Source organism: Saprospiraceae bacterium (assembly GCA_016709995.1).
In the GTDB taxonomy this organism is placed as follows: domain Bacteria; phylum Bacteroidota; class Bacteroidia; order Chitinophagales; family Saprospiraceae; genus JADJLQ01.
Genome location: JADJLQ010000001.1, coordinates 449,666 through 466,845 on the forward strand (window position 1 = coordinate 449,666; position 17,180 = coordinate 466,845).

At 40.5% G+C, this 17,180-nt stretch carries 11 protein-coding genes; 4 read left to right on the forward strand and 7 right to left on the reverse strand.

The genetic code is table 11. The annotated features are described in order from the left end of the window. The first annotated feature begins 94 nt into the window (after positions 1 to 94). Positions 95 to 3,178, forward strand: coding sequence for a T9SS type A sorting domain-containing protein (locus IPJ09_01930; GenBank protein ID MBK7370202.1), 3,084 nt, complete (start codon positions 95 to 97; stop codon positions 3,176 to 3,178). 31 nt (positions 3,179 to 3,209) lie between these two features. Here IPJ09_01930 and rplS read toward each other — a convergent pair whose 3' ends face one another. The 4 genes from rplS to IPJ09_01950 form a co-directional block, all read right to left on the reverse strand. Beyond that, positions 3,210 to 3,584 carry a 50S ribosomal protein L19 gene (rplS, locus tag IPJ09_01935; protein ID MBK7370203.1) on the reverse strand — a complete coding sequence of 125 codons (375 nt, stop codon included), beginning with the start codon at positions 3,582 to 3,584 and terminating at the stop codon, positions 3,210 to 3,212. A 73-nt stretch (positions 3,585 to 3,657) separates the two neighbouring features. Next, on the reverse strand, positions 3,658 to 5,889 hold the full coding sequence (locus tag IPJ09_01940) for a PKD domain-containing protein (GenBank protein MBK7370204.1): 2,232 nt from the start codon (positions 5,887 to 5,889) through the stop codon (positions 3,658 to 3,660). A 90-nt stretch (positions 5,890 to 5,979) separates the two neighbouring features. Then, the gene (locus tag IPJ09_01945; protein MBK7370205.1) at positions 5,980 to 8,262 is read right to left on the reverse strand and encodes a PKD domain-containing protein; all 2,283 of its coding nucleotides are present in this window, start codon (positions 8,260 to 8,262) and stop codon (positions 5,980 to 5,982) included. Next, the gene (locus IPJ09_01950) at positions 8,259 to 10,514 is read right to left on the reverse strand and encodes a gliding motility-associated C-terminal domain-containing protein (GenBank protein MBK7370206.1); all 2,256 of its coding nucleotides are present in this window, start codon (positions 10,512 to 10,514) and stop codon (positions 8,259 to 8,261) included. Before IPJ09_01950 ends, IPJ09_01945 begins: the two co-directional genes overlap by 4 nt. A gap of 79 nt (positions 10,515 to 10,593) precedes the next feature. Here IPJ09_01950 and IPJ09_01955 point away from each other — a divergent pair, with 79 nt between their 5' ends. After that, a complete protein-coding gene (locus IPJ09_01955; GenBank protein ID MBK7370207.1) occupies positions 10,594 to 11,163 on the forward strand; it encodes a threonylcarbamoyl-AMP synthase in 570 nt (189 codons plus the stop codon). On the opposite strand, the gene IPJ09_01960 is transcribed toward IPJ09_01955, so the two are convergent. After that, complete coding sequence (locus IPJ09_01960) at positions 11,164 to 12,585, reverse strand: hypothetical protein (GenBank protein MBK7370208.1); 1,422 nt, start codon at positions 12,583 to 12,585, stop codon at positions 11,164 to 11,166. A gap of 103 nt (positions 12,586 to 12,688) precedes the next feature. On the opposite strand from IPJ09_01960, the gene IPJ09_01965 reads away from it, so the two are divergent. Next, entirely contained in the window at positions 12,689 to 13,162 is a 474-nt protein-coding gene (locus tag IPJ09_01965; GenBank protein MBK7370209.1) for an Lrp/AsnC ligand binding domain-containing protein, read from the forward strand. Positions 13,163 to 13,178: 16 nt separating this feature from the next. Here the strand turns inward: IPJ09_01965 and IPJ09_01970 are convergent, their stop codons facing one another. Then, positions 13,179 to 14,048, reverse strand: a complete 870-nt coding sequence (locus IPJ09_01970) for an RNA polymerase sigma factor RpoD/SigA (GenBank protein MBK7370210.1) — start codon at positions 14,046 to 14,048, stop codon at positions 13,179 to 13,181. Positions 14,049 to 14,781: 733 nt separating this feature from the next. Here IPJ09_01970 and IPJ09_01975 point away from each other — a divergent pair. Continuing rightward, a complete protein-coding gene (locus IPJ09_01975; protein MBK7370211.1) occupies positions 14,782 to 15,183 on the forward strand; it encodes an activator of HSP90 ATPase 1 family protein in 402 nt (133 codons plus the stop codon). A gap of 5 nt (positions 15,184 to 15,188) precedes the next feature. Here the strand turns inward: IPJ09_01975 and IPJ09_01980 are convergent, their stop codons facing one another. Continuing rightward, positions 15,189 to 17,174, reverse strand: coding sequence for a hypothetical protein (locus IPJ09_01980; GenBank protein ID MBK7370212.1), 1,986 nt, complete (start codon positions 17,172 to 17,174; stop codon positions 15,189 to 15,191). Between the last annotated feature and the right edge of the window lie 6 nt (positions 17,175 to 17,180).

Genomic DNA, 17,180 nt, shown 5'->3' on the forward strand with positions numbered 1-17,180 from the left:
AGGGTTTTTTTTTCAATATGGTATGATTTATGCAGTTAGCATTCGTTAATCATATTGAATGATAGAGTTGATATTGAACGAAACTGGATAAAGTATGAAGTTCACTTCACAGGGCTATAAGCATCTTGCACGATGGTTTATCTGGATTTTTTCGACCATAATTTTTATTTTGGCGGGAGATCTACATTCGCAATGTCTTCCCCATAATATCTCTTCTCCAAATGCTATCAATGATGTGATATATGCCTGTGCCGGAGATGGCAAGCCAGACAATGTGATATTTGCAAAGTTGGACACTTCTCATACCAAGTACGCATTCGTCCTTGCGGACGCAGGAGATAATATTATTATGGTGCAGAACACACCTACGTTTAACTTCGATGGGGGCAATCCTAAAGCGTTCAGGGTGTGGGGACTGTCTTATACAGATACGATAAAATATACCATTGGTTTGGATGTTACGAGCATCACGGCAGTTGGTGGATGTATAAGGTTGTCAGAAAATGTAATTCGGGTGGTCAGGGAGGTGCCTGCTGCTCAAGATGCTTTCTTTAAAAATGGCGGTCAGGATACCTTTATTTGCTTTAATAATGCGACCAAGGACACTCTGGTCATGGAATTACCTGCAAGGTCCACAGGCAACTTAGTATTTTTGGTGACCACATTTAATGGGACCATAATAGATGAATTTTTTGATAAAACATATGTAATAGAATCCTTGCCACCTGATACTTACCTAATATATCAAGTGGTCTATACAGGCAATCTGATTATTGCAAATGGTTTGAGCAATATTTCAAATGCAGCTATATCCGATGGCTGTTATTCTGTTGGTATCAATGCAGTGCGACTTGATATTGATAGTTTATTGGCCGTTTCGATTGAACCAATAAATCAACAATCTATTTTTTGCCCAGGTGATGGCAAGGCAGATGATTTTTTTGTGCGTTTTACAGGTGGTCAGGCATCAGCTACGGCTTTGGTTTTATTGGACGAAAACAATATTTGTCACGATATCAGCCACACCAATGCTTTCAATCTGGACACAAATCCTGAAGGAAATTACACGATCAGGGCTTTAGGGTATTCTGGGACTTTGTTGTTAAAAGTAGGTGACACTGTCTTAATTGAAGGATCTGTCCCTATGTCGAGTGATTGTTTTATCTGGTCATCAAATAGTATCCCTGTCTCCCTTTTTGTACCTAAGGGAGGCCTCCTCACTACCAGTACCAATGATACCCTACTGTTTGCATGTCCTGGAGATAACCTACCAGATAGGATCATTTTTACTGCCAAAAATAATTCTAAAACAAATTATAATGTATTGATAGTAAATGAGATAGGCAAAATCTTGTCCGTAACACCCTTAGGCACTTTTATCGATTTTGAAGCTTATCAAGTGGGTGTTTGTCGAGCATATGGTGTAGCCTACACCGGACAGTTTTTCGCTCAAAAGGATTCACTACTGAATAGGGTGCTTGCTTCAGGTTGTTATGATGTGTCTGAAAATTTTCTAACCATAACTAAATCTGTTGCCAAAGGTGGGTCTATTAGTTTAAAGGGTGGGGCTACCTCTTATTTTGCATGTCCTACACACACCGAATCACGAAAACTAAATCTGGAGCGCAAATTGAATAGCGTGTCACCCTACGATTATGTATTGACTACGGAAGGCGGTCTGATATTGGATTTTATTAAAAATGATAGTCTCTCTTTCGAATCTACCTCACTTTCTTCCTTAAGAATCTACGGGGTAGCCTATTCGGGCAAAAAAGTGATTACGAAGGCTAGCAATCTTTTTGTGTCTTCGTATTCTGATGGTTGTTATAGTATCTCTGATAACTTCATCAGGGTGAGTTTTGAACTCCCAAGAGGTGGTGGTATCCTATTACCTAATGGAAGCGCCAAAGAATTATTTTGCCCTTCAGAATCTGGAAATAAAATTATAACTTTTAGAAATGTCAATGTTTCCTCCAATCCTTATGATTTTATAATCACAGACAGCACGCTCAAAATTGTGGATATTGTATCCAGTTTCAACTACAATTTTGACTCACTGCCTCATGGCCAGTACTTTGTATATGGGGTATCCTATTTCGGTGATAGGTCAGTCAATAAAGGTTCGTTGTTGCGCCTTGATACATATTCTGACGATTGTTTTGAATTTTCAGCCGGTAGAATCGAGGTGGTAGTTGGGGAAATAGATGGAGGCAGGCTCACCACTTCCGAAGGCAGTGATCGGGTATTCACTTGTCCATCTAATCTGGATCAGGATATTATCCAAATGATCCCAATCAATGACCGATCACTCGGGTACCGATATATTTTGGCTAATGAACAAGACATCATAGTAGGTTTTAGCTCTGTTGATAAGATAGATTTCGGCAATGCTGCTATCAACTCCAGGTGCCGTATATATGGTGTAGCTTATAAAGGTGATTTTACAGGAGTGATAAATAGAAATGTTTTTCAAACTGCTTATTCTGACAAGTGTTATGATGTTTCCAAGAATTACGTTTTGGTCACTAAAACGGTACCCCCTCCCCACCGGATCATTACTTCACTGAAAGACTCAGTAATTACTTTGTGTGCAGGAGATTCTATAGCAGATACGATTAAGGTATCTACTAGTGATACCCTTGGATTCAAAGTTGCTTATTTGGGAGTTGAAAATAATAAGATATCAAAAGTATATTCCACCAATCGGCTTGAGTTTGAACATGATAGTGCAGGACTCCTCAAAATTTATTCAGTGATTTATACTGGCAAATTATTGGTGAGCGCAGGCGTAGATATGGTGAGTGGATTAGCCATATCCGATGACTGTTTTTCTTTGTCTTCCAATTTTGTCATCATCGATAAAGTGAGGCAAGGCCCTTTTTGTATTATAACTGCCTCCAGGGACGAACTATTGATGAGCAAAGTCGCCATCTATCCCAACCCTAGTCGTAACAGTCCCCTTCATATCACCTGGGATGCAGATCAATCAATCATTCATATGAATGGAAGTATACAACTAATAGATATATACGGTAGAACTATTTGGGTTCAAAACATTCGTATATCAGAAAATAACCATACAGTAATCTATCCAACATTACCTAACGGTATATATATCATTAAATTGAACGCAGGGATGCATTCTATTTCAAGAAAATTAGTAGTAGTAGTAAAATAACCTACCAGGATTAGTGAAAAATCCTTAGGTTTTAAGAATTTACTTTATCTGAAGATTGAGTGCTTACAGGCAACTTCTTTTCTTTGATACGAGCCTTCTTACCAGACAACGCACGTAGGTAATAAAGTTTAGCTCTTCTAACTTTACCTTTTTTCAGAAGCTCTATTTCTACAATATTGGGTGAGTTTAAAGGAAATATCCTCTCGACACCTACACCGTTGGAAATTTTGCGAATGCAGATAGTTTTAGTTAAGCCACTGCCTGAGATTTGGATGACATCGCCCTTAAAATTCTGGATACGTTCTTTATCTCCTTCAATAATTTTGTAGCTTACATTGACATTATCACCAGGTTTAACATCGATTTGTGTCCTGTCTTTCAGTAGTTGTTGTTGAATATATTGAATCGCGTCCATTTTCTAAATTTTAGGCGGCAAAAATAGCATTTTATTTCCATTTGCTCCCATTTTTTTAAACTATTCAACGAATGAGAGTAGCAAATGATTTTAACGTTCGGTTTTCTCCATGATCGGTCTGGTATTTTACGATACAAACATAAACCCCATTTGGCTCTAAAGGTCCATTGTTATGTCTTTTACCATTCCAGCCAGCTCCAGGGTCTTCAGAATAGTAGATCATTTCACCCCATCTGTTATAAATATTCATGCTAAAATTTTGCATTCCAGCCAAGGCTCCTGTACCCACGTATATATCATTGACGCCATCGTTGTTAGGGGTAAAAGCATTAGGGAGGAAGTAGCTGATATTCAGCAATATATCTAGTTTTTTTAGTGAAGTATCCACGCACCCATTTTGGTGTTTTGCGATGAGAGTCACCACATAACTGCCCGTATCCCTGTAATGATGGAATGGACTACTTTCGTCCGATCCCAATTCATCTCCAAAGTTCCAGGAAAATTGCTCAGCATTGGCAGAAAGATTGGTAAACTGTACGCTGGCATTAAGGGTGGTGATGACTTCGGGGCTGTAAGAAAAATCAGATGTCGGCCCTTCCTGCAGCCTGATAAAAGCAGGGAAACTTTCTTTAGTGACACATCCGCTTGGGGCTTTGACAGTTAGACCAATCGAATATGCACCTGGCTTGGAGTACGTATGACTAGCATCGATACCAGAGCTTCTGCTCCCATCTCCAAAATCCCATTCTACCCTATAAGAAGTATCTATGGGAATGGAAAGATTAGTAAAATTGATCGTAGCCGGCACACATGCCCTGAATTTATCAGGCAAGATGTCTAATAATTCAGGCGCGGGGAAATAAGTTATGTCCTTTGAAATAGAAGATTTACAGATTTTGCCATCCGACACGGTCAGTTGAACCGGATAATCCCCCGGACTTTTAAATAGATGTGCAGGGTTTTTAGAACTTGACTGAGTTCCGTCCTTAAAATTCCATGACCAAAGTTTGACTGGTGTCTGTACGCCGGTAGATTTATCACGAAATTGGATGGGCAGGCTTGAGCATTTGTCATACACAAACTCAAAATCTGCTTTGATATCTGAGGGAATAATTTTAAGATCTATGAGAGCCGTATCGCTACATACTGCAGCATTTTTATTGACGATCATCAATCCTGTGTATTCGCCTGGCTCAGGAAATAGTATGGATGCGTTGCGATCATTGCTGGTCAATAAAGGATTGTTAGGATTGTTTTTGGATTTAAATTCCCAATAATAGGTCTTAATATATTCTGGTCTAAAACTTTCGTTCTGCAGCTGAACCGACCGATCCCCACAATAGTTGATGGTAAATCTTTTTCCCACCGAGGTGTCTGCCATTACTTTTGCGGTGACTGCCTGTTCACAGGTACCTATGTTAAACTGAAAATCCCGATGAATACTACCCAATAAAGCCCCGTTTCTATATTCTTTGACACAAATACCCACTACATATTGACCCAGGTCTTGTGGTAAACCTTTCAATTGGCCAGTCATAGAGTTGAGTGACAAAACTCCTTTACCCATCGGATCATTGGTAGAGTATATCGGGGACACAAAGCTCACATAAGAGAATGGTGGTGCACAGGACATTGGACTTGGCCTGACCGCGGTGCAACCAATGCCGCCAAGAGGATCACCTGCACCGCTGCCCCCTCCTGCATAAGGGGTGCAAAATTCGTAGACTAATGAATCACCTTCTTTATCGATGGCACTGTGATCAAAATCAAATGGAAAATCAGCACATATCACGATGGGTGGAAATGATTTGAATTTTGGACTATTATTACAGACTCTTTGCGCTGCCGGACTGATCTCTATAAAAAAAGTAGCACCCGTATTATTCGGAGCGACAATGTTCACTATGGTATTATTTCGACAGCAGCGCATATAATAGATGACATAGGTCTCATCTATCACTGGCAAATCAAATCCAAAAGCATAACTGGACTCCTCCACGCAAACATTGGGAGGAATGATCAGACAAGGGTTATTTTCAGGCAATACTCTGGAGATACTACCATGATTGACAGTAAACTCCTGAACGAAGATATACCTGGCACCATTGAATCGATAAATACCAAATAATGCGTCCGGGTCATATCCGGATCCGGATGGATTGCTGCAATCTCGATATATCGTTAATGAAAATTGATAATTTTTAGTGTTAGCCAACCTGCCCTGACCTCTGCACTCATAATAAAAATCGCTTCCAATGATGTGACGAGCCTCTGATACTTGTCCTGAAAGTATCAAAAGGCAACAAAGGAAAAATTTTAGATAGTTTATTTTAAAAACTTGATTCACAGCATTGTTTAAAATCTGTTCGTCCCGCGAAATTAATTATTATCTGATCAAGGTAGCAAATCCTTTTAACTCTTTTGGCACTCCATGATCATTCTTATACTTAACGACGCAAACATAAACTCCGTTGGGTTCGAGAGGCCCAATGTTTGCTTTTTTTCCATTCCACCCTTCTGATGGGTCTTTGGTATGATAGATTAATTCTCCCCATCGATTATATATAGAGAACTGAAAGTCCTGCATGCCTGTGAGCGCACCTTTGCCAAAATAAAGATCGTTGATACCATCGTTGTTTGGGGTAAAGGCATTCGGTAAAAAATACGAAATAAACAAACCAACTCGTAAATATTGACTGGTCGAATCGGTGCATCCATTTTCATGTTTTGTCGTCAAGGTAACAATATAATCACCTGTATCTCTGTAAGTATGTACCGGGTCTTTTAATACTGAGCCCGCGTCATCTCCAAAATCCCAATTATATTGAATACCAAATCGGCTCTCATTGGTAAAAGAAACTGAAGAATTCTTAGTCGTAGGGTCGTCAGGTGTATATTTGAAATCGGCTATTGGGCCGTCTTGGACTCTAATAAAATTTGGAAATGTTTCAGTAGTCACACAACCACTGGGGGCTTTGAGTGAAAGTTTGATACTATATAATCCTGGCTCTTTGTAGGTATGAGTAGGATGGATCACTTTGGAAGTGGAGCCATCTCCAAATTCCCAGGATATATCGTAGGTAGAATCGAGAGGGATGGAAAGATTTTGGAATATAATCGTGGCTGGCACACAGGCTCTGAATTTATCCGGGAGTATATCCAGTAAGGCAGGAGAAGGGAAATAAGATAGAGGTTTTATTTTCTCAGATTTACACAGTTTGCCATCGGTCACTGTCAACTTCACATTAAATAGACCCGGTTTTTCAAAAAGATGAACCGGGTTCTTGACAGTAGCTGATTTGGTATCGGCAAAGTCCCAGCTATACGTTTTTACCGGGGTGATTTTTCCGGCGGATTTGTCCATAAATTTTATTGGGGCCGTAGAACATTTGTCGTAATCAAATTCAAAATCAGCTTTGATATCTGAAGGGATAATATTGAGATTTAGGTACGCAGTGTCATTACAGACGATTGCATTCCTATTGACGATCATCACGCCTGTATATTGACCTGGTTGAGTAAAAATAATCTTAGCATCACGATCCTGGCTTATTAATGGTTTGATGGAACCCGGATTATTTTTTGGCTTAAACTCCCAGTAATAGTTATTGATGTATTCAGTATTGAAACTTTCATTAAAAAGACTGACTTCATCATCACCACAATAATTGATGAAAAATTCCTTTCCGTTAGAGCTGTCAGCTTTTATTTTAGCGTGCACAGCTTGTTCACAAATAGTTACATTAAACTGAAAATCACGATGGATAGCTCCAATCTGTTTGCCATTTCGATATTCTTTTACACAAATTCCTACTACATATTGTCCTAGTTCCATTGGCCTACCGGTCAATAACCCCGAAGTATCGTTAAGTTGAAGTACCCCCCGTCCGAGAGGTTCAATAAAAGAAAAACCTGCGACAGAACTTAAAAATGTAAATGGAGGAGGGCAGGATCTTGGGTCAGGCGTTGGGCTTTGGCAAGCTCCTCCGTTTCCAGGAAATCCCCCTACGCCGCCCCCTGGTCCACCACCTGCCAGCAAAGGGCAAAACTCGTATGCAAGCGAGTCTCCGTCTTTGTCTGTTGCGCTATGATCAAAATTTAAAGCAAAATCAGCACAAATTACGATAGGTGGAAACGATTTAAACCTGGGACTATTATTGCAACTGGTCTGAGCTTCAGGGCTGATTTCGATAAAAAAAGTTGCACCAGTATTACCTGGATTAGGAATATTTAAGATTGTGCGATTTCGACAGCATTGTATATAAAATATCACATAGGTTTCATTTATCACTGGAAGATCTATTCTGAATTCATAATCTGTAGTCTCGACACATACATTTGGAGGAATGATGATACAGGGATTTTGATCAGCTTTTACATTAGAAATATTGCCATGTGAAACAGTAAATTGATCAATAAAGCGGTAGCCTCTGGCATTGGAAAATGTATAAATACCAAAGGCAGCATTGGGATTGAACAATATGGGCGTACTGCAATCCCGATATACATCCAGATGAAATTTCAATGTCTTGGTATTAGGGGCCCTGCCTGCACCCTCACATTCGTAATAGAAATCGCTGCCGATGATATGTCTGGAATATCCACTCCATATAGAGATCAAGGTCAAAAACCCTATCATGGCTAAGCGACTGAAATGAATGCTTTTCATCTAATTAATGTTATGGACCCTTTTAACAGTTTTTGCTGCCCATCTGTAGTGGTAAACTTTATAAAATATAAGTAGACTCCGTCGGCGGCATGTGCACTAATGTTTTTGGTTGAAGTGCCATCCCAACCTATCGATGGGTCAGTACTTTTAAATAAAACTCCACCCCACCTATCAAATATATTCATTTCGAAGCTTACCATGTTGGATTCCAATCCAAGGGGTTTGAATAGATCGTTTTGTCCATCTCCGTTCGGAGTAAATATATTTGGAGCAAAAAAATCTGTATGTTCTCCAATAGTCAATACTTGAAAGGTGGTGTCGGTACATCCGTTGGCATGGGTAGCGATCAATGTGATGGTAAACCTTCCTGTCCGATCATACAAATGTTGAGGATTGGCCAGCGTAGAGGTGGTCCCATCTCCGAAGTTCCAAACATACTGAGCAGCATTAACAGAACGGTTGATGAGGTCTATCTGGGGATTTCTCAAATTAATCATGTCGTCGATCAAGGCAAAATCTGCTATTGGTTTCTCTTTGCTGACGAATGTGCGGGAGAAAGATTTTTGACTCAAGCAGCCCACAGGAGATGCTAGCTTGATCATTAATGTGCTTGAAACAGCTTTATCAAAAATAACTGATGGATGTGCCCCTGAAAAATTTCTACCATCACTGAAACTCCAATTATAAGTATAGATAGTATCGGTAATTTCTTTCAATCCAAGCTTCAGGGAATATGGAAAGCAAAAAATAGAATCTGGAAAGTCTAAAGTCAGATTGGGAGGGGCTGGGAAGTATTTTACTTTGAGCGTTTTCTGAGCCATGCACCCCTGTTGGTTGGTGGTAACTACATCGACATCATATACACCAGGACGCAGATATTGATGGGTATTCTGGGGACTTGAAGAGAAAGTACTATCTCCAAAGCTCCATTTAATGTTAAGATCCGCAAGGGGGGTAGTAGAACTTAGATTAAAAACAGCGGGCGACAGATCACAGGAATCGTAGGAAACCGTGGCAGTGATCTCTGATTTGTTTCGCGATTGCACTATGACATTAAGTGAATCGGAACATTGATTTCCCCGGTTAAGAAATAATTTTCCCATATATGTACCTGTATCTGAAAACGTTTTTTTAAAGTTAAAGGTGGTGTCGTTAAATATATTTCCTTTCGGGCCTTTAAACTCCCAAAAAACAGTTTTGATGAATTGACTGTCTGCACTAATATTGGTTATCTCAAAAGGAGAGTTTGGGTCACACAGATTGATGGTAGCTGTATTTGATACGGTATTGTCAGCTACTACTCCTGCCTTGATAGGTGCACTGCACAAAGCTATATTAATTTGGATGTCTCGTCTCAGGGTTGATAATAATTTGCCATTGCGAAACTCTTTGATGCAAATTCCAAAAATATATTGGCCAAGCGTACTAGGAGTGGCGATCAGGACACCATTTATTAATTGGATGGGGGTTGAAGAAGGAAAAGGATTTAAGGCCGTGGTCATAGAATTGGCATAGCTGACCTCGTTGAGTGGAGGAACACAGACTGCAGGGTCAGGGTTTATTCCATTACATCCTATTGGGCTTCCCGCAGAACCTCCGCCTCCTTGTGGACCGCCGCCAGTATACGGAGCACAAAGTTCATACATCAGTTGATCACCATCCGGATCGATAGAAGCCAGGTTGATCCTCAGGTCCTGGTTGGCACAGACGACCAATGGAGGCAGTTGATTGCTAGTGGCACTTTGATTGCACAATTGTTGAGCCTCTGGAGTGATTTCAATCATAATGGTGCTTCCAGTTCGACCGGGATCGAGGATGTTTGTGATGGTCATATTTCTGCAACACCTTTGGTAAGCTATAAGGTAATCCTGATTAATCACCGGTAGGTCTGTCACGGTAAATTCATAAATGGCTTCTGCCACGCAGACATTATATAATAAGATAGCACATGATTTTTGATCCAATGGCACTTTTGTTTCTTTTGTCAAAGGGACACTAACTTTGCGATAGAATGCATATTGTGTCCCGGTAGCTTGATAGATTCCGATTTCAATATTGGTATCAAAAGAGGTGCTGAGACTACAATCCCTGGTCAGGCTAAGCTTAAATCTATAATTTTTAGTATTGGCGAGGCTGCCATTGCCGAGACATTCATAGGATAAAACACCACCCACTAAATGCTCTGCGCGAAGAGTGGTTTCGGTGATCGCATGTAGTAAAATGAATAAAACAGAAATTCTTAAGTAATTCAATAGGTACTTGGCTCTTAATTACAATAAATACAACTGCAAATTAGTTTAAATTATTATTTTTTGAATGGCTTGATAAGAAATGAACTGGACAGAAGAGATTAACACAGCGGTAGATATACTTTTGGATGGAGGGGTTATATTATATCCTACGGACACCATTTGGGGACTGGGTAGTGACATATTGCATCAGGAAGCTGTTGAAAAGATTTATAGTTTAAAAAAAAGAGAGCGCTGGCAGCCCCTCATTTTGTTAGTGTCATCAATAGATATGTTAAAATCTTATGCAATCAATATCCACCCCCGGCTCGAAAACCTGCTCAATGTACATGGCCAGCCATTGACGGTCATATACGATCAGGTGATGGGCATACCCAGTTACCTTAGAGCTAAAAATGGATCTGTTGGCATCAGAATCTGTACTGATCCGTATTGTATACAACTCATTGAGGCTTTAGGCAGGCCTATAACATCTACATCAGCTAATTTATCTGGCCAACCTTTCCCTAAATATTTTGGTGAGGTGCAATCGGATATTTTACAGCAAGTGGATTTTATATGCACCTATCGTAGGGATTCCAGAGAAGAAAGGTCACCATCTGTCATGGTCCGATGTGATCCCAATGGCGAGTTAGATTTTATTCGAGTCTGATTATTTCAAATAGGAGATCGCTGACTGGATCTCAGGCTGCTTCAATAAATGTTGATTCAGCCATTTGGAATATTCTTTTCCCGCCAGATACCAGGCTTGAGTGATCTCCTCGGTCAAAAAGGCTTGTTGGGTTTTGTTTAATTTATTGATATTTAGACCAGTAGCCCGAATTATTTTATTTTCAACCTCATTGGTGCTTTTGGGATTGAAGGTACCTGATCGTTGATCCAACTTAAGTTTAAATATTTCAGCTGTTATGGTCGGTTTAATTGATAGCCAACCAGGTATTGCCAGCGTCGTATCCAAGGCAACTATGATATCCGGAATTATATTTGGAGATCTTGCGATTTTTCGTCCATTCTTAGTCAAATACTGCTTTGAAATCATATTTTCAGACCTTGAAAGATCGAGATTCCTGCCAGAAGGTAAATAAAATCTTGCCACAGACAATCTCAGTGCACCCCCATTAGATAGCATATATTGTTCCTGCACTAATCCCTTTCCATAGGTTGGTTGGCCTATGATAATTCCCCTGTCCAGATCCTGAATGGCGCCGGCAAATACCTCACTTGCTGAAGCAGACCTTGCATTGACCAGGATGCAAACTTTTTCCAGGTCAAACAGCTGTCTGCCGTCTGTTTTGTATTCAGCTTTTCGTACCGTTCGTCCCTGAGTCGCAACTAACAATGTATTTTTTTCTTTAAACAATTGATTGAGTATGCGTGTGCACTCTTCGATGTAACCACCAGCATTGTCTCGAAGATCCAATACCAGGTCCTTTACTTTATGCTTAGAAATCAAAGTATCGAGAGCTGTGATAAATTCATCATAGGTATGGTCACCAAAGTGTTTGATTTTGATATACCCAATCCCGGCCTTTAGTATAGCAACAGGGAATACCGTATTTATCTCAGTAGGGTTGGAACGAGGTAAAGTGACAAGGGTGGAATTGTGTTGATCCGGAGCCTTCAATTCCAGTTTTAATTGAGGAGATTGCCAGGACTGAAGTATGGAAGCATTTGTCATGGAGTCATTTGCTCTCACGATCAGATCCCCCGGTGCAATCGGCATATCCCAGGCCACGCTGCCAGGCACTACCTGATCTATCAACCATGTGTGGTGGTGATTGATTACGCTGATACCAAAAGCTTCTTCGATGGACAGTGCACTGTCTAATAATTGACGCTGGGCAGAAAGATAAGCTGAAAAAGGGTCCAGTTCGTGCAGCATGGAGCTAATGGCCATTTCGGATACATCATTAATGTTTATTGAATCAATATATCTAGCCTGGATAAATCGGGTAGCTTCTTCTAAAAAACCGGAGTTTGGCTTTGACAAGGTAGTAGTGGTCGTTTTGATTTTTGCCTCTGGGGTAGAAGACTGTTCTATTTTACGGCCTGCCAGGATTCCTATTGTTACCATCAGGGCCAATAAGAGGGGCTGCAGTATTTCATATTTTTTTAGACTATTTTTATCAGCCATATTCTAATGCAAATCTATAAATATAAACCCTTAGCTAGACTACATGACAGAAAAAGCTGAAATTTTAGATGATCTCGACAGGAAAATCTTGTCCAAATTAATGGCTGACTCCAGCCAGGCATACTCTGATATAGCTAAGGAGCTTTTTGTGTCAGCTGGCACGGTCCATGTACGTATGAAGAAAATGATTCAGTTAGGGGTAGTAAAAGGAGAATACCTGGAAGTTGATTATCATAAGTTAGGGTATGATGTGACCGCATTTCTTGGCATTTTTTTGGATAAAAGCTCTATGTATGATTCAGTGACAGAGCAATTGAATAAAATCCCTGAAGTGGTGGAAGCCCATTATACCACAGGCAATTACAGTATTTTTGTTAAAGTCATCTGCAGAGATACCAAAGACTTAAAAGAGGTACTCACAGATCGTATCCAGTCTATCCAGGGAGTGCAACGGACAGAGACGCTGATCTCCTTAGCGGAAAGTATAAACAGGCATCTGGGCATACCTGATGTTTAACGACAAAATCCGAGGTTTAGGCTCCCAGGTAATGTTTAAGTAGCTTGCTTCTGGAGGCTGTGCGTAGTTTATTGATGGCTTTGTCCTTTATCTGCCGAACTCGTTCACGGGTAAGTCCAAATTTTTCGCCAATATCTTCCAATGACATAGGATGCTCGACACCGATACCAAAATAAAGCTTGATTACATCAGCCTGACGATCAGTCAAGGTGCCTAGTGAGCGCTCTATTTCGTTTCTAAGCGATTCCCGGTATTCTAAAGAATTATCTGTAGAGGGTGTACCTATATTCTCCAATACATCCAATAAAGTATTGTCCTCGCCATCTATAAAAGGAGCGTCCATGGATACATGCCGTGCCGCTACTCCAAGGGTGGTCTCTACCTCCTCGCTTGGGATCTCCAGGATGGCTGCCAGCTCTTCAGGAGAGGGTTCTCGCTCAAATTGTTGTTCAAGTTCAGAAAACGCACGATTAATCTTATTTAAAGACCCAACTTTATTTAAAGGAAGTCTGACAATACGAGATTGTTCTGCCAAAGCTTGTAAAATCGACTGACGGATCCACCACACCGCATAGGAAATAAATTTAAATCCTCGGGTTTCGTCAAATCGTTGAGCGGCTTTTATGAGGCCAAGATTGCCCTCATTGATAAGGTCGCTGAGTGAAAGACCTTGATTTTGGTATTGTTTTGCGACAGAAACCACAAATCTCAAGTTAGCCTTGGTCAGACGCTCTAATGCAGCCTGATCACCCTGCTTGATCAATTTTGCCAGAGTCACTTCGTCTTCAGGAGTGAGCAAATCTACTTTGCCGATCTCTTGCAAATACTTCTCTAAAGACTGACTTTCTCGATTTGTTATAGATTTTGTTATCTTTAACTGCCTCATTTAAAACAAATAGTTTATAGTAAATTAAATATACAGAATTAAATATCGTAATCCGAATCTTGGATTAAGAGCACAAAGATAGGGTTTTCTACAGATTCTCATAAAAGATTAATGAGATTTGATAATAATCTAAAAGTCAATTGTTTATTTTTATTTCAAATATTGTTACAATTGAGTGCACAATTCAAAAAATTGTTTTTCATTTGCATTTTATCCATTTAATTATTTATCCTATATGAAAAAAACGGAAACTAAAACGAAATCCTCAAAAGTCCCCAAGACTTCTGGAGTTTCCGTGAAGAAATCGCCAGCTGTTCAGAGCATTAAAAGTGCCAAATCAGCCCCTTCTGCAAAAAAAGAAGCCATTTCCAAGCCCAAAACGGCTGTAAAACCTACCACAAAGGTCACTGCTAAACCAGCCCCTATGGCCACTTCCAAACCAGTGGCCCAGGCTAAAAATATCAAACCAGCTGTCATAGCCAAGCCGGGTGCTGGCCCCACTCCAAGACCGGGGGGGCTGAGTTCTGGCGGTAGAAAGGGTAGGCCCAGAAAGAGAAAACCTGCTCCAGTGGTTGAGTTACCACCATCAAAATATCCTTCAGGCAGACCTAAAACCCCGAAATCTAAAGTTGGCCCAGGTGGTGGCAAGGGTCCTGCAAAATTAATACAAGTAGTTCCCAAGCAGAAGCCTGCTGTCTCCTATGCCCGACCTGTCAATAAGGAAAAAATATTGATGCGGTACGGCAAACCTACCAAACGCGTATTATTCTCTGTGGATTTTTTATTAAAAGCATCTCCTACCATCGTGTACCAATTCATGACGACTCCTTCTGCTTTGGTCAGATGGTTTTGTGACGCCGTGGATATCACTGGTGAGTACTTTACTTTTTCATGGAAAGGCAGTACGGAAGTGGCTGAACTGATTGATGATATCGAAGATGAAAGATTGAGATTCACTTGGTTGGATGGCGAAGACGAAGACGAATTTTTTGAATTCCGATTGACCACTGCCGATATTACAGACGAGACTATTCTGGAAATCTTTGATTTTGCATGGATAGATGAGGTGGAAGAACAAAAACAATTGTGGCGCACCCAAGTAGACAAACTGCGCAGAGAGACGGGCGATGCTTGATGTAATTAAAGTTTGTTTTTATAATACTCTGATACCCAATCCCAAAGCCTGGAACATTGACTTTTTTGTGCGGGTAAGTCTTCCTCCAGGAGTAACCTTTCTTTGATGAGTTCATCTAGGGCCTGATCTATTTTCTGCAGATAGGTGAGCTTGTCAGGATACAGAGACCCAATAACTGGCCGCATATCTCTTGTAGTCCTGTTAGCCTTGAAATAAGGTAGTGGTATGAACAGACCTCTGAAATCATCCAGTTCTCTGGAATTTTTGAGTCCATATCGCTGAGACCACGGAGTATAAGTGGCTATTGGCACCCTTAATTCAATAGATTTGATACCGCCTTGCTCGTTGCCAAATTCATCGACTGTTGGAATTCGTGGTTTAAAAGTGGCACCTTTTATTGGGGGTTCTTGGTCAATGATTTTGTCTTTCGCCCACCTGGGACCAAAAAATAACCGTGATGGGGTATAAGGACCGATAGGGAGATCCAGGCCTGGTATATATGGGAATTTAAATTTAAATCGCTGGGTGATAGTACCGGAGGCTATCGTAGGGATTTGATTATCTAATGGTTCTATTCGATCTAAGAGCCAGGATTTCATTTGCATCATCAGGGCTTTATAGGTAGGATAGGGGTTGAGTGGATTTCCTTTAAAAAAATCGTATTGGGGGAATACTTTTCTGGCGCTATCAGGCATTGATTCGGCATAATGCTGCATAGAGGATATATGATAATAGCGCTCATTTTTATTTAATGGGATATCATGTCCTTGCATATCTATATGGATCAAAGAAGCAGCTCTGCCCCAATATTCATAACCTGAATTGATATACATGATCCTGGTATCTTCAGAAGGGTATGGATTGATCTTGGCAAATGGAGGAAGATCCGTAGGATAATCAAAACTTGAATATCGATGTGCGTCCCTGGAAGGTTGGGCAAATCGATGATTGAAACTACCTCTTCCTGCCCCGGCCATATATATAAGCATCGCATCGACTGCACTGCGACCCGATTCATCCCGATTGAATCCTTCGTATATAAAGTGTCTCAAAAACCTTCCAGTCTGGGAAATACCTTGTGCCAGCGTATATCTGCAAGAAAAAGGGCAGTCCTGATCATATTTGATAAATGAAGCCAAATCTCTCAAGGCAGTAAATCCCAGGCCGACATTGACCGGGTCCTGGGCCTGATAAGTTAGTTCGTAGATATATCCGGGTTTAAAACCCTCCTTTAGTGTTATGTGGAACGAATCTTTAATTGACGCTCCATTTTTCATCACAGAAAAGCTCCATTGACTCCTGGGCACCACTGTTTTATACCCGTCAATCGCATTTCGATAAGTCAACAAATTCAATGGTGAGTCAAATGCGGCTACCGGATACGGCTTCATAGTCCGATGTCCCAGACTAAGGGTTGATACAGACTGTTCTATCACCCAATCAGTTCTAACAGGCCCTGTCAAAGGAGAACCATCTTTATTTTTTAATATGGGCACCTCTAATCTCAAAAAATTGTCTTGAGGAGGCACATCCCATTCCCAGCCAAACCATACCAATGTATAGCCTTGTTTCAACAGATGCTCATCTCCATAATCTGAAGGCACATTAGGTCGTACCTGACCCGTTAAAGCTCCATTATAATATCTTAATAAGGCTTTTCCTCCCCGATTGCTGACTTCTATTAAAGCTATGCCATTTCTTTTATCAGGATCTTTTGGTTGAAGTACAATAAATTTTGATTTGGAGATGACCAGGCCTCGGCGATCTACTGGAGCCAGATCCAAATCACAAACCATTTTGTTTGATGAAAGGTTAGGCTCTATTCCAAAAATCATGACCCCAGTCAAATATTCATAAGACCCTGCCGGACCGAAGGAATGGCCAGCCATGACACTAGTTTTTTCAAATCCTTCAAGTCCAATGACCCGCGCCTTGAGAGGTGCATTTAATAAAGCCAAAAAAAGCAAGCAAAAAAAAAGAGGGTTCTTCATAGGATA

Coding starts and splice junctions, on each gene's coding strand:
- IPJ09_01930 (MBK7370202.1), top strand. CDS start 95: ATGAAGTTCACTTCACAGGGCTATAAGCATCTTGCACGATGGTTTATC.
- IPJ09_01945 (MBK7370205.1), bottom strand. CDS start 8,262: ATGAAAAGCATTCATTTCAGTCGCTTAGCCATGATAGGGTTTTTGACC.
- IPJ09_01955 (MBK7370207.1), top strand. CDS start 10,594: ATGAACTGGACAGAAGAGATTAACACAGCGGTAGATATACTTTTGGAT.
- IPJ09_01960 (MBK7370208.1), bottom strand. CDS start 12,585: ATGGTAACAATAGGAATCCTGGCAGGCCGTAAAATAGAACAGTCTTCT.
- IPJ09_01965 (MBK7370209.1), top strand. CDS start 12,689: ATGACAGAAAAAGCTGAAATTTTAGATGATCTCGACAGGAAAATCTTG.
- IPJ09_01970 (MBK7370210.1), bottom strand. CDS start 14,048: ATGAGGCAGTTAAAGATAACAAAATCTATAACAAATCGAGAAAGTCAG.
- IPJ09_01975 (MBK7370211.1), top strand. CDS start 14,782: ATGCGGTACGGCAAACCTACCAAACGCGTATTATTCTCTGTGGATTTT.
- IPJ09_01980 (MBK7370212.1), bottom strand. CDS start 17,174: ATGAAGAACCCTCTTTTTTTTTGCTTGCTTTTTTTGGCTTTATTAAAT.